The sequence below is a fragment of the Sphingomonas sp. Sph1(2015) genome, assembly GCF_001970915.1.
Classification (GTDB): Bacteria; Pseudomonadota; Alphaproteobacteria; order Sphingomonadales; family Sphingomonadaceae; genus Sphingomonas; species Sphingomonas parapaucimobilis.
Genome location: NZ_MQUI01000069.1, coordinates 1 through 13,285, shown reverse-complemented (window position 1 = coordinate 13,285; position 13,285 = coordinate 1). Strand labels below are relative to the sequence as shown.

Sequence of the window (13,285 nt, the reverse complement as noted above, 5' to 3'; positions counted from 1 at the left end):
CGCGTCGACCCACAGGCCTGGCTGACCGACACTCTCAAGCGCCTTGCGGGCGGCCACCGCATCAATGCACTCGGCGACCTCATGCCATGGGCATACGCCGCCCGCGTGGTGCGTTAACAGCGCTTACCTTGATTTGATGCCGCTCGCCAGTAATACCGCGTCAGGGAGTGTTATAGGCCAAAGGCAGCTCAACAAGTCAGCGGTGCCTCCGCCAGCGCCTGGCTAAATTTGCACTTGAACGAATGGCGGATGATGGGAAGCATTCGGAGCGCTATCAACGTCTGGTTATGGGTCTGTGCGACAGAAGGGAAGGGCGGCCGCTTAGGCCCAGATCTGGACGTTCTACTTCCACCAAGACTTGGGCACGCTCGTAATGCCATCTAGGCGGTACGGTTTTAAGGCTCTGATTTACCCTTTACTGTAAGAAGTTGACCATGCGTCGATACGTCTCGTCGTCCGCCCCGGGAGCCCCCTTTGACAGCCTGGCGATCGATTTAGTTAGGCGATAGCGGACCTGCCGGATCGGAGATTGGCCGATCCGGTTCTTGGTGTGGCTCATATGCGATCACCCACTGCGGATAACCTTCTGGCGACATGGTGATGTCGGCATGCCCTACCGGGTCGTTGCCGGTTTCTATCCACCCCGCCCCGTGGCAATAATTGCAGATTGCCCGCTTGCACCGGAAGCTGACAAGATCGATCTCTGTGTTCCATTGCCCATACCCTCGGCAAATCGGGCATTTCGCATCCAGGGTCCCATTTCGCGGCTGAAGCGGGATGATATCGAAAGCGTGGGGGCTGTTTGGTCCGTCGCAATAGACGACATTGCTGGCATGGGCGATCGGTCTTCTCCTACACCCCGGCCGAACGAATTACCCGACTTGCGGTTGCCGCCGTCGTGACGGCGTGCATCGCGTTAGGCAGTAGCAGCGTTGTCGTCGTCAGGCTTCACCTCCCCACTATCTTTGCGGATGAAACTGATCTTGCCCTGCGTCTCCAAGATAGCCCAGGCGACCTGACTCATGTGGGCGATGCCCGCTAGGCGCATCTCGGCTTCGACCTCTGTGCGCGTGATACGGTCGCGGCGAAGATTCGCCTCGATCAGTTCGCCATCCCGAATGATGACCTGCGGCCGACCGTCCAAGAGCGTTTCCAGCCTGGGCGAGAGATAGGTCGCCCAGCTCATTACCAAGGCCCAGAAGGCGAACGTGGCGATCGCCAGGATCGATCCGGTGAGGCTGAAGTCGTTGTGCGTGACGCCTTGCTGGACCAGGTCGCCCATCACCACGATGACCACCAATTCGAATGGCGTCAGCTGGCCGATCTCGCGTTTCCCCAGCAACCGCAGCAACAGGTAAAGCGCCGCGAATGTGACGGAAGCCCGTAGGACGATGTCCATTATGGCAGGACCGGGATGGTGACATGGGCGTTGGTCAGGGGGGTGTCGTCATCCAGAAGCGTGACGTTTCCTGAAACACGCCCGATCAATGGTGGATTTGTCTGGCCGTCTATTTTGACCTCCAACGTCTCCCCCGCTTTCAGTGGGCCGTATTCAAAGCGATACTGTCCGTCCTTGAAGCTTTCGTTGGCGGGGGCTGGGACCTGGCTGTTGATGGTCAGATCGCGCCATAGGGATGCGTCCACCCCGATTACTGGCTTGGTAATGGCTTGTCGGGCGGTGACCCGGATGTGGGTCTCGAAAAATAAGCCGCTGCGTAGCGGACGGGCAATCTTCAGCTCCAATGATGCGGCGGGAGCAGAGACAGACGTCACGGGCGCAGGTGCACCGCCGAGCAGTCCACTCGCCGCGACGGCCATAGCCGTGCCTAGCACGATGAATGCGAGCAGACTGGCGTGCGCGCGGAGCCCTCGCACGGGTACGACATGGCGCTCCGCGATGCCGTCAGGCAGGTCGGTGTTACCCAGCTGCGTCATCGAGCCATCCTGTCTCGCAGACCTGTAGGCACAACGTCATATTATTCGGTCCTCGGGTCCATCCAATCATGAGTCATAAGGCCCTCATGGGTGAGTTAATGCAATAAACTCAGGTCAATAAGGCGCGGCTGGGATGATCCCACGTCCTTGCCATCTTGCTGAAGCCGAGGCGACGATAGCTCCATTGTAAGACGGATGACCGGCGTCGCGCCGTCACCGGTCGCACGCTGCGGCGCTGCAAGCGCACGGCTAGCCCATCGCACCGCTAAATCGATCGCCGCGTCACTCATGCGTTCAGCGATTAGGCCAATGGCAATCCCGGCCAGGACATCACCAGCATAATGCGTTCCGCGCGGCACCTGTACAACGGATATTGATAGTGCTGCACCACGGGCAGCGACCGCATGACCGGGATACGCTCGCGCGATCGCCTCGCCGACTGCGACCGCGCCGGCGCTGTGGCCGGATGGAAACGAATTCTCTTCGTGACGGTCGCTATCACCTTCCCGAATCCGTGGATCATCGCCGTCTTTCGGACGCCTGCGGTTGATCACGGCTTTGATCCCGCTCTTGGCCCAGGTGGCAAGCGTGTGAGCCGCCAACATTCTAAAGCCCGTGCTGGTAAGGTGAAGATCCCGTCGAGCGATGCCATCTGCGACCGTGGCGGCGCATATCATCCGCATTTGTGGCTGATCACCGATCTCGCTGGCGGCGCCAACCAGCCGCACTGGCCAGCTATCGCGCTTGTCGTTCACTTCTGAGGTGATTTTATGGTCGGCCTGTTCGACAGCGGTAGGTTTGCGTGCCCCATTCATAGCCGTTCAACAGATGGATCAATCCGTTGGCTCCGTCAGGCTATGTAAGAATGCACTGTTTTATTGAATGCCTTTTGCCTTAGGCGGTATAGCGCCGATGATTCTGTAAAATGTATCTATCCCCCTGCCGATGATCGCATCGGCCCGCCCCAGACTTTTCGGCCCGGGCTTTCTCATTCCATGACCCTTTTCGAGACAGCTGGTAGGACAGGGGGCGAGGCAGCGGCCTATTAGCTCCTCGGTCGCGAACAGGAATGAGTGGCAGAAGGCGGGAAGTCAAATAGAGATCGCGAATGACCGGAAGTGGGTCGTCGTCGCCTTGGAATTGTAATCTACGGATTATTCGTCATGTCCGTCCAGTAGATTGCGCAGCTTTTCAGCATCTTTCGGCGTGGCCGGATTATAGATGATCATTCCCAACTCGGGCCGGCCTTCCACAGCGAACGATGAATAATCCATCGCGAGCAGTCCCGCATTGGGGTGACGGATTCGCTTCACCCCTTCGCCATGAGCGATCACGTCGTTGTCCTGCCACAGTGCATTGAACTCGGGGCTGACAGCGCTGAGGTCCGCTACGAGCTTCGTGACCTCGGCGCTGGTGCTTGCATTTACCCGCGCTATGTCCGCGCGAAAGGCGCCCACGACGAAGCGGGCGATGCTTTCCCAATCTTCGTTCCGGCTGCGGACATGGTTGCTGCCGAACATCAGGCGGAGGATGTTACGATCTTCGCGCGGCAGCTTGGAATAGTCGGTCAGGAGCACCGTTGCCGCGCGGTTCCAGCCAACGACATCCCACATCGCCGTCTTGATGATCGCCGGGCTCAGCACCATCCCGTCAAGCACGCGTTGCAGCCGGGGGGTGATGCCGTCGACCGACTGATAGCGGGCCTCGGGAAGGCGACCCAAGCCTAGCATGTACAGATGCTCGCGTTCCGGCTCGGTCAGCATCAGGCCCTTGGCGATTCGTTCGAGAACGTCTGCCGACGGCGCACCGCCGCGCCCTTGCTCCAGCCAGGTGTACCATGTCGGACTGATATTGGCCCGGCTCGCCACTTCCTCACGACGCAACCCAGGTGTGCGTCGGCGACCACCGCCAAACCCGAATGCCGCTGGATCGAGACGGGTGCGGCGATCACGCAGATAGGTGCCGAGCTGGTTGGGCGCTTCGCTGGCCATCACCGATCCTGTTGCAGCTTATACCACGATAAGCTCACTACTTTAACAGGGGGCCGCGAACAGCGATACACCGCTCCGATAATAAGGAGATAGCTCATGCGGGTGTTCCTGACCGGCGCGACCGGCTTCATCGGTTCGCATATCATTCCCGAACTACTCAGCCGCGGCCATCAGGTGCTTGGTCTCACGCGATCCGACGCAGGCGCGCGTCAACTTGAAGCGGCCGGCGTCGACGTCCATCGCGGTGATCTCGACAGGCCCGAGACGCTCGCGCGTGGCGTAGCGGCAGCCGATGCGGTGATCCACTGCGCGTTCGATCATGATTTCGCGAACTTCGTCGAGAACACCAAGAAGGACGAGCGCAACATCGCGGCCATGGGAGAGGCGCTGGAGGGAACGGGAAAGCCGATCCTGATCACCTCGGGGGTCGGCATCGGCACGCCGCTGAATGGCGGGGCGGCGACGGAAGACGTGCTCAACCCACGCCACGCCAACCCGCGCATTGCGACGGAACTCGCAGGCGCGGCACTGACGGCGCGACGCATCGACGTGCGCACCATCCGGCTGCCCCAAGTGCACGACACCACCATGGCCGGACTGATCACGCCGCTGATCGCCGAAGCGCGCCGGGCGGGAGCGGTGGCATATGCCGGTGAGGGGCAGGCGCGCTGGTCTGCTGCGCACGTCAGCGACGTGGCGAAGCTCTATGTCCTGGCGCTGGAAAAAGGCGAGCCGGGTGCCCGTTACCATGCCTCAACGGAGGAGGGCGTCACCGCGCGCGCCATCGCCGAGGCGATCGGAAAGGGCAGCGGGCTACCGGTGCGCTCGGTCGCGGCGGGTGAAGCCGAGCAGTATTTCGGGTGGATGACCCCCTTCGCAAGCCTAGACATGACGGCGTCGAATGCCTGGACACGGGCGAGGCTCGGGTGGGAGCCGACTGGCCCCGATCTCATCACCGACCTTGCCGCGATGGACTATTCAGCGATCAACGCGGCATGATTTGTCTTCTGTTGCTCACTGGCTGATTGGATCGTCGTCGAGCCGGCGAGCTGTATCAGGAAACCCGGCAGCGGATTTGATGGTTACCCTTAAACCATATGCGAGATGTCCATGCGCCTGATCGCCATCGAAGAACATGTCCTGCCACGCACGGTTCGTGACGCCTGGGCGTCAGCGCCGCCCCCACATGACCCTGTATCTGCCATCGCTGACGGGGGCGTGACGGGTGAGCGTCTGGCAGACCTCGGTGAGGGGCGCCTGGCGCTGATGGACGAGCAGGGTGTCGACGTCCAAGTACTGTCCCTTACCACGCCGGGTCTACATAATCTCGGGCCTGGACCGGCGGTCGAGTGCGCTTGGCGCGTCAATGATCTGATTGCCGATGCGTGCGCGCGTCATCCCACGCGCTTCCAGGGTTTCGCAGCTCTACCGACATCCGATCCAGATGCCGCCGCCCGCGAGTTGGAGCGCGCCGTGAAAGAGCTAGGGCTGAAGGGCGCGCTGCTGTGCGGCCGCACACGCGATCGTCACCTTGACCATATCACTCTGCGGCCAATGCTGGCGACGGCTGCAGAACTAGGCGTTCCTCTATTCATCCATCCCCAAACGCCGGCACCGGAGATGCGCGCGTCCAATTACTCCGGGATCAGCGAGAGGGCGGATCTCGCCCTCGCCGCCTTTGGTCTTGGCTGGCACTATGAGGCAGGCCTGGAATGGGTAAGACTGGCTGCGGCGGGTGTCTTCGACGAGCTGCCGACGTTGCAGATCATCCTTGGTCATTGGGGCGAGGTGGTGCTGTTCTACCTTGAGCGAACCTCAGCTGTGATGGGCCGGGCTCTTGAGCTTGAGCGATCGCTGTATGAATACGCGCGCAGCAACCTTTACGTCACCGGCAGCGGCATGTGGAGCGAAGCCTACATGCGGCAGTGCCTGGAGATCGTTGGCCCGGATCGTCTACTGTTCTCGACCGACTTCCCATACCAGTATCGACCGGGCGGCGAGCCACGTCGCTTCCTCGAAACCATCGACTTGGACGACACAGCGCGCCGTGGTTTCGCCTTCGCAAATTGGGAGCGTCTGACAGGGCTAAAGTAGCCTAGGCTCGACCCTATGAGCGCCAATCGTAAGATCGCGGTCCCCGATTACTCGATTAATGAACGGCCGCTTTAGGAAAGTAACGCGCTCGCTCCGAATGTCCATAAGTGGGTCGTTCGGTCACCCAGACCGATCGTTTGATTTAAGCCGACAGCAGTTTCGCGATCCATCGGCTGCGATCGAACTGGCCGCAGATGATGACTATCGCGGCGGTAAGCGGCACGGCGATCAGGGCACCGGCAATGCCCCAGACCCAGCTCCAGAATGTCATCGCAATGATGATCGCCAGTGGTGACAGCGACAGTTGCTTACCCTGGAGGAGCGGATAGACCACGTTGCTGATCGTCATCTGCAGGATGACGAAGCCGACGAAGACCAGGGCTGGCATCTGCCACCCACCGAACTGCACGAAGGCGAACAGCACAGGCGGCACGATGCCGACGATATTGCCGATCACCGGCACGAAGTTGAGTAGGAAATTGAGAATACCCCAAACCAGGGCGAGTTCCAGCCCGGTCATCCACGACCATAGGGCGGAGGCGACGCCGGTCAGGATGCTGGTGGCAAGGGTCGTGCCGAGATAACGGCGGACCTGACCTGAAATCTCCTCGCTCACTTCGAGCATATCGCGCCGTGCGCCGCCTTCGCACATCTCGTACAGTCGACGACGCAGCCGAGGTACCTCGGGCAGGCCGAGCATCACGACGATGCCGATGAACCCGACATAGGTCACAAAGGCATAGGCGCCGCTTGCCAGCATCTGTAGCGCCCCTGTGATGCGCTGACGATTGATCGTACCTGCGATCGGCACACCCCGATCGGCGGCCCAGGCCGCGAGCCGCGTGTAGACTTTTTCGAGCCCTGCCCACTGCGCCGACATTGCCCCGATCACCTGCCCGATCGACAGATAGACTGCCGCAGCGAAGGCGACGAGGACGGCGATCAGCGAAAGGAGCGTCAGCGTGTAGGCGATCCACGACGGCATATAGCGCGCAAGCCAGCGCTTGAGCGGCCACAAGGCGGCGACGATGATCGCGGCGAAGGCGATTGGCATGATGACGGCGAAGCCCGCCCGCAGCGCTCCGATCAGCAGAATCGCGGCGATGATCGTCAGCATCCGATTTCGGTAGCGGTCCTGCACCGGTTCCTGGGTCATTCGCGTCGTTCCTCGATGCTGATACCGGAGGCGGCCATCGCCTCGGCGTTGAGCCGCGCGCCGAGTAGCAGCGCCCATGCGGAGACCATCAGCCACACCACGGCGGCAAGCGAACCGTAAGTGTCGTCGAACCGCGCAACATGCGCGACATAGGTACGGAACAGGGTCGTCGCGACGAGCCACATCGTCACGCCGGCGATCGTGCCCGGCAAGACGTGGCGCCACGGGATCCTCTGCTCCGCTGCAGGGGCATAACGATAGATCAGGATCAGCCCTGCGCCGGCACCCAGCGTCAGCGCGCCGAAGAGCGTGACCGTGGAGGCGAGACGCGCACCCGGAAGGCCATCGGGCACATAGTTTTGAAGGAACGCCAGCACGGACAACGACACCAAGGCGGTCAACACGAGCGCTGCGCAGCAGAGCACCAGCGCAGTCGACACGAGCTGCCGACGCAGGCCTTGGCGCTCCCTTTCGATTCGATAAGCGAGGTTGATGCCGTGAAGCAGCGACCGTCCGGCGCGTCGCGCACTGAACAAAGCGATGCCGATCGAGAGGAGGAACGCCGCGACCGACGCCCGGTCGGGCGCCAGCGCGTTGTGCAGGCCCCTGGACACGATCGGTCGCGCATCCACCGGCATAACCGCGGTCAATTTCGACAGATTGCGCGCCACCGTCTCGGCGGGGACGAAGAAGCCGTAAGCGCCAGCGATCAGGCCGATCAGCGGGATCAGCGCGAGGAAAGCAGCGAAGGCGATCGAACTGGCCGCGATGCCGAAGTCGTCGCGCATGCCGCTGCGCACCGTCCGCCACGACAGAACCGTCCAGCGCAGCACATTCGAGGAGTCCGCCCGCTGACGGCTGCTGATCGCTCCGTTCACCCCCACGTCATGCCCCCGTGCCTCAATCGATCTGGATGCCCGTGTCCGGGTGACGGACCCATAACGATCGTCTTCGATTTAGGTCCTATCGATTGCAAAAAGGACGGAACGGCCCGGTGATCTCCAAAGCTCGCATCAGCTGGCTCGTACGACGTGTCTCTCGAAAGATCTGGTTCCGGGCCGCGCTCATCAGCGCCGCTAGCGTCGTCGTAGCCGCCTTTGCCGGGATCGTCGCGCGTGCGGTGCCGTATCACTTCACCGGCGACATCGGGCAGGATGCGGTCGGCACAGTGCTGGAGATCATCGCCTCGTCGATGCTGGCCGTCACCACCTTCTCGCTGACGGCGATGGTCAGCGCCTATTCGTCGGCCACCCAATTGGCGACCCCACGTGCGACCCAGTTGCTGATCTCCGATCGCATGTCGCAAAATGCGCTCTCGACGTTCCTTGGCGCGTTCATCTTCGCGATCGTCGGCATCATCGGGCTGCAGACAAGGCTTTATGGTGGGCAGGGGCGGGTCTTGTGGCTTATCGCCACCGTACTCCTCGTGGCGCTGGTAGTCGTGACCTTGTTACGCTGGATCGCCCATCTCGCGGCCTTCGGCCGGATGTCGGACGTGATCGACCGGGTGGAGGACGCGGCGCGCTCGGCGATGATGGCTTTTGCCAAAAATCCCCATGGCGGGGGAAGACCGGCGATACCGATCCCGATCGACGCACGACCGGTCCTGTCCGACAAGATCGGCTAAGTGACGCATATCGACTTTGACCGCCTTGCAGCGCTGGCACGGCGCTCCGGCATGGTTATTCATGTAGCGGCCATTCCAGGCACATTGGTGCATACGGGACGGCCGCTCCTTCATGTGGTCGGGCGCGATGAGGACGAACAGGATTGCGAATTGGCGCAGGCCTTCATGATCGAGCGGCACCGCGATTTCGATCATGATCCCCGGCTTGGCCTCATCGCATTGGGAGAGATCGCAGGGCGGGCGCTTGCCCCCGCCACCAACGATCCCGGTACTGCAATAGAGGTTCTCAATGCGATCTTTCGCACCCTGAACGAATTGCCTGCGAAAGAGGTGGCCTTGGACGGTGATCTGCCGCCAGTATATGTACAGCGCCCGTCGGTAGAAGACCTGGTTCGAGCTGGCTTCGCGCCGATCATCCGAGAGGGCTCGGGTGAGGAGGAGGTCGCGATACGTACCTTCAAGGTGCTGGCCGCCCTGGGCGAGGCGTTTCCCGACGCGCGAGAGGTCACGCAAACATTGGCTGGCGAACTTGAACAGAATGTCGAGCGGGACATGCGCGATAAGGCCGCCATCGCCAGGACGTTGGCCGCGTTAGAAAATTGAGCACTGAGGGAGCAGTCACGGAAAAGGGGATCAGCACGCGCCAATGTGAACGAACGGCAGAAACCTGGACACGATCGGCACGTGTCTAATGGCTGGTCTTGGGTCACCCTGCTGCCCGACCGGTTGAGATGAGCGGCGTTTTTGTTTGGCGTCGACGGGCGTCAGCACAAAGGCGAATGGCGTCGCAGATGACCATACTCGGATCCACCCCGTTGCGTGCCGATGAGCGCTTCGGTATCCCGTCAGCGGTGACAATGAACCAACCTGACGCTCGGCAGGAGCTTGTCAAAGCCCTGGTCGCCACAGGGCGTGAGGACCGTGCCGCCTTTCGCCAACTTTATGCCCTCACGTCCGCGAAGCTTTTCGGCATCTGTCTTCGTATATGTCGCGAGCGGCAAGCGGCGGAGGACGTTCTGCAAGAGGTCTACGCTATCATCTGGCGGCGGGCCGGTGCCTATGAGCCGGGGCAGACCAGTCCATTCGCCTGGCTGGCCACAATAGCCCGCAACCGCGCCATCGATTATCACCGCGCACTGGGTCGGCGCCCGACCGCGCCGCTGGATAATGTCGCCGAACCCGCCGCTTTGGAGCGCCTGGCACTAGAAAGTATGCTGCTGGACGAGGAGGAGCGCAAACTTCATGGCTGCATGGATCGCCTCAGCGAAACGCAGCGCGACGCCATCCGGACGGCCTTTTTCGAAGGCATTACCTATGCCGGGCTCGCCGATGTCCGCGGGGTTCCGACGAGCACCATGAAGAGCCGGATCCGGCGCGGCCTCGAACGGCTCAAGGAGTGTCTCGACGATGACCTCTGACGAGACCGATCTGACTGCCGCCGAACTGGCGCTTGGGGTCCTCGATAGCCACGAGCGCACTGTTGCGATGCGCCGGATACTGGACGATCCCGCCTTTGCGCGGGACGTCGCACGGTGGCGGCGGCATCTGGCTGCCTTGTATCTCGAGGTCGAGCCGATCGCGCCAAGCGCCGATCTGGAACGCAGGATCCTGGCGGTGGGCGACAACGACAATCACCGTACGGCACCCTGGCGAGCGATTGCGGGTATTTCCAGCTTGGCGGCTGCGATCCTGCTGACGGTCGTAGTAACCCGTCCCGACACGCCAGCGGTTGTACCGCAGGTCGCCAAACCCGCTCCCTTGCTCTTTGCGGTCCTCACACCCGAGCGTGCCGCGCCGATCACGGTATTTTTTGATCCAGCGACTCGCACGTTGAAGCTGCGCGACGCGCCCTCCGTGAAGAGCGGGCAGGATGCACAGCTATGGGCGATCGGGGGCGATGGGGTTCCCCACGCAGCAGGTCTGCTCCGTCATGAAGGCGGGGTCCCCCTGAAGATCGCTCCGCAGGTCGCGGTCATTCCCGGGACTACATTGGCGATATCCATCGAGCCGCTAGGGGGATCGCCCAAGTCGACACCGACGGGGCCGGTGGTGGCTGCGGGTAAGCTTGCCGAAATTTAAGGGGTCGCGTTGCGAAGCTGCGTCCAACGGGCTGTTGGCGACGTAATCCGAAAGCCGCGCTTCATGCGGCTGGAGAGATGTGATGACCCTGATGATCCGTGGTGTGATGATGGCTGTCGCGCTCACTGTCGGCGCTGCCGCCGGTGCTGCCCCGCGCAACCCGATGATCGGCGGTGCGGCTATGTACCCCACCAAGACGATCGTGGAGAACGCCTCGCAGTCGAAGGACCATACGACCTTGGTCGCCGCGGTAAAGGCGGCCGGCCTCGTCGACACGCTTTCTGGCCCAGGCCCGTTCACCGTGTTCGCGCCGACCAATGCAGCGTTTGCAAAACTGCCCGCTGGCACCGTCGACACATTGGTGCAGCCTGAGAACAAGGATAAGTTGACGTCGATCCTCACCTATCACGTCCTACCCGGCCGGATCACCGCCCGGGACATTGCCGCCAAGGCAAAGGCCAATGGCGGGACGGCGACCTACACCACCGTTCAGGGCGAGCCGATCATGTTCAAGAAGGCGATGGGCGGCTGGGCCATCATGGACAGCAAGGGCGATACCGGCCGCATCACCACCGCCGATGTCATGCAGTCGAATGGCGTCGTGCATGTTATCGACACGGTGATGATGCCATAAACGGCGGCGGATCATGACATGGGATGGGGCGGCAGGTAGTCGCTCCATCCACGCGACGGAGGGGTAATCTGTCACGTTGACTTGGAGGCGCGAATAAGCCCTCATTGCTTATGCGCTTAAATGACGGCGCGGGTTAATGCGCTGGTCGACTTTGCGCGCCTGCGCCAACATTTTGCCGCAGGCCACTGACACCCCGGTAGGAGACGATAAGTGCTGTTTCACACGATGATTGGTTCGAACGACATTGAACGGTCGAAGCGCTTTTACGACACTGTGCTGGGAACGCTCGGCATTGGGGAGCCGATGCGGAACGTGGCCGATAGCGGCCACACGCGCTTGATCTATCGGGGTGAGAGCGGAACCGCCTTCATCGTCACGCAGCCGATCAATGATGAACCGGCGACCGTTTCGAACGGTGCCACGGTCGCCTTCCAGTGCGACTCGCCCGAGCAGGTCAAGAAATTCCACGACGTCGCCGTGGCAGCCGGGGGTACGTCGATCGAAGCGCCACCCGGTCCTCGTCATACGGCATCCATGGGAACGATCGAACTGGCCTATGTCCGCGATCCGGACGGCAACAAGCTTTGCGGCATTCATTTTCCAGGGTGACCCGATAGGGCATTGGGCTTGCCACGAATGGCGGCGGCAAGCCCATGTCCCAGCAGATATTCCTTTCCCCTAGGCAAGGAAATCACGATGACACATGGAAACATGCCCGATGTTTTCTAAGCGATATTCGAATTCGCAGCGCGTGGGATTTGCTCGGCTGGTCGACGACCATATTCACATTGAGTCGAGCATATCGGCCCTGCTGGACGATTTGAAGGATGAGGTCGCATCCCCCCACGACATCTCAATACAGCTCGATGCTCTGGCCGTCGTCATACGCAAGCATCTGCGTGAAGAGTCTGATGTCATTCAGAATACACGCCTTGAAATATTACCCGATACATGGCGAGAGACTTGGATCGAGGGTGAGGCCGCTCTTCTGCAGCTGAAGGTCGATTGGAGTGGTTTCGTGGATCACTGGACCGAAAGCCGTATCGCCAACGATGTGCCGGGGTTTTCTGATGCTGCGAATTCGATCCTTGCCCGATTAAGCGATCGCGTCAAAACAGAAACAGACTGCTTTTACAAAACTGCACTGTCGACGGGCAGTATCGAATACTGATTCCTAGGTCTTTGAATCCGATGTCGATTTGTCGATCATTGACTTCATAATTCTTGCTTCGCTCGTGGCTGCCGTCGGACTGGCAACGGTCCACCACCACACCGTCGATAACGGGATCGTAGCGCTATCACGTTCGCTGATCGCTACCGTTAATAATGACGTGCTTCCCAAGGCTCTATAACTCATAACGGGGCTGAAGTTGGTGTGATCCTCCCCTTGGTGACGTTGCGCGACCTGCTTGGTAACATCGGCAGTTATCAGGCGATGATTAACAAGCGTTCGCTTTCGGGGGACTGCCGCATTCTTCCGAATGACCGGTTATGGGTCGTCGTGACGGAAGGGCAGGGCGGCCGCCATCGACCAGATCCGGTCATTCATCCGAATTCGCCGAGTTACCGGTTCTGGAGAAAGCTGCCGTCCCAGCCTCGGGAACTGGCGCGTTAGCTCCGCGCCATTATGGGCGTTCGAGCCGTAAGCGCGGCGTGGAGGCCGCAGATTACGCAGCTTGTGCGGTCGGCTGATCTGCCGGGGGCATCCAGTTCCAGGGCATGAGTTCGTCCCACCGACTGGCAGGCCAGTCGCCCGCGACCCTGGCAAT

General features: G+C 61.2%; 15 protein-coding genes and 1 pseudogene. 10 read left to right on the top strand and 6 right to left on the bottom strand.

Going from position 1 to position 13,285, the window contains the following annotated elements; genetic code table 11:
- The coding region (locus BSZ14_RS17685; RefSeq protein WP_139330359.1) for a transposase domain-containing protein at window positions 1-117 on the top strand (117 nt) is incomplete at its 5' end.
- A 799-nt stretch (window positions 118-916) separates the two neighbouring features.
- Here the strand turns inward: BSZ14_RS17685 and BSZ14_RS17675 are convergent.
- From BSZ14_RS17675 to BSZ14_RS17660, 4 genes are all read right to left on the bottom strand, one after another.
- On the bottom strand, window positions 917-1,399 hold the full coding sequence (locus BSZ14_RS17675; protein ID WP_076711912.1) for a DUF421 domain-containing protein: 483 nt from the start codon (window positions 1,397-1,399) through the stop codon (window positions 917-919).
- Window positions 1,399-1,935: a hypothetical protein gene (locus tag BSZ14_RS17670; RefSeq protein WP_076711911.1), complete on the bottom strand. Its 537-nt coding sequence runs from the start codon at window positions 1,933-1,935 to the stop codon at window positions 1,399-1,401. Before BSZ14_RS17670 ends, BSZ14_RS17675 begins: the two co-directional genes overlap by 1 nt.
- Before the next feature lie 95 nt (window positions 1,936-2,030).
- Entirely contained in the window at window positions 2,031-2,690 is a 660-nt protein-coding gene (locus tag BSZ14_RS17665) for a phosphatase PAP2 family protein (RefSeq protein WP_158069233.1), read from the bottom strand.
- 399 nt (window positions 2,691-3,089) lie between these two features.
- A complete protein-coding gene (locus tag BSZ14_RS17660) occupies window positions 3,090-3,926 on the bottom strand; it encodes a helix-turn-helix transcriptional regulator (RefSeq protein WP_076711909.1) in 837 nt (278 codons plus the stop codon).
- A gap of 96 nt (window positions 3,927-4,022) precedes the next feature.
- On the opposite strand from BSZ14_RS17660, the gene BSZ14_RS17655 reads away from it, so the two are divergent.
- Both BSZ14_RS17655 and BSZ14_RS17650 read left to right on the top strand, forming a co-directional pair.
- Window positions 4,023-4,925 carry an SDR family oxidoreductase gene (locus BSZ14_RS17655; RefSeq protein WP_076711908.1) on the top strand — a complete coding sequence of 301 codons (903 nt, stop codon included), beginning with the start codon at window positions 4,023-4,025 and terminating at the stop codon, window positions 4,923-4,925.
- Window positions 4,926-5,036: 111 nt separating this feature from the next.
- Window positions 5,037-6,020, top strand: a complete 984-nt coding sequence (locus tag BSZ14_RS17650; RefSeq protein ID WP_076711914.1) for an amidohydrolase family protein — start codon at window positions 5,037-5,039, stop codon at window positions 6,018-6,020.
- Window positions 6,021-6,162: 142 nt separating this feature from the next.
- On the opposite strand, the gene BSZ14_RS17645 is transcribed toward BSZ14_RS17650, so the two are convergent.
- Entirely contained in the window at window positions 6,163-7,176 is a 1,014-nt protein-coding gene (locus BSZ14_RS17645; RefSeq protein ID WP_076711907.1) for an AI-2E family transporter, read from the bottom strand.
- Window positions 7,173-8,009, bottom strand: coding sequence for a YihY/virulence factor BrkB family protein (locus tag BSZ14_RS17640; RefSeq protein ID WP_158069232.1), 837 nt, complete (start codon window positions 8,007-8,009; stop codon window positions 7,173-7,175). The genes BSZ14_RS17645 and BSZ14_RS17640 overlap by 4 nt, the downstream gene beginning before the upstream one ends.
- 161 nt (window positions 8,010-8,170) lie before the next feature.
- Here BSZ14_RS17640 and BSZ14_RS20120 point away from each other — a divergent pair.
- From BSZ14_RS20120 to BSZ14_RS19770, 7 genes and pseudogenes are all read left to right on the top strand, one after another.
- A pseudogene (locus BSZ14_RS20120) lies at window positions 8,171-9,406 on the top strand (DUF2254 domain-containing protein).
- A gap of 176 nt (window positions 9,407-9,582) precedes the next feature.
- A complete protein-coding gene (locus BSZ14_RS17630; protein ID WP_241823820.1) occupies window positions 9,583-10,221 on the top strand; it encodes a sigma-70 family RNA polymerase sigma factor in 639 nt (212 codons plus the stop codon).
- Window positions 10,211-10,882 (top strand): anti-sigma factor, encoded by a 672-nt coding sequence (locus tag BSZ14_RS17625; protein ID WP_076711905.1) that lies wholly within the window; start codon window positions 10,211-10,213, stop codon window positions 10,880-10,882. Before BSZ14_RS17630 ends, BSZ14_RS17625 begins: the two co-directional genes overlap by 11 nt.
- A gap of 82 nt (window positions 10,883-10,964) precedes the next feature.
- Complete coding sequence (locus BSZ14_RS17620) at window positions 10,965-11,516, top strand: fasciclin domain-containing protein (RefSeq protein ID WP_076711904.1); 552 nt, start codon at window positions 10,965-10,967, stop codon at window positions 11,514-11,516.
- Window positions 11,517-11,726: 210 nt separating this feature from the next.
- Window positions 11,727-12,125, top strand: coding sequence for a VOC family protein (locus BSZ14_RS17615; protein WP_076711903.1), 399 nt, complete (start codon window positions 11,727-11,729; stop codon window positions 12,123-12,125).
- Window positions 12,126-12,219: 94 nt separating this feature from the next.
- Window positions 12,220-12,687, top strand: coding sequence for a hypothetical protein (locus BSZ14_RS17610; RefSeq protein ID WP_158069230.1), 468 nt, complete (start codon window positions 12,220-12,222; stop codon window positions 12,685-12,687).
- A 219-nt stretch (window positions 12,688-12,906) separates the two neighbouring features.
- Complete coding sequence (locus BSZ14_RS19770) at window positions 12,907-13,131, top strand: hypothetical protein (protein ID WP_158069229.1); 225 nt, start codon at window positions 12,907-12,909, stop codon at window positions 13,129-13,131.
- Window positions 13,132-13,285: the final 154 nt, after the last annotated feature.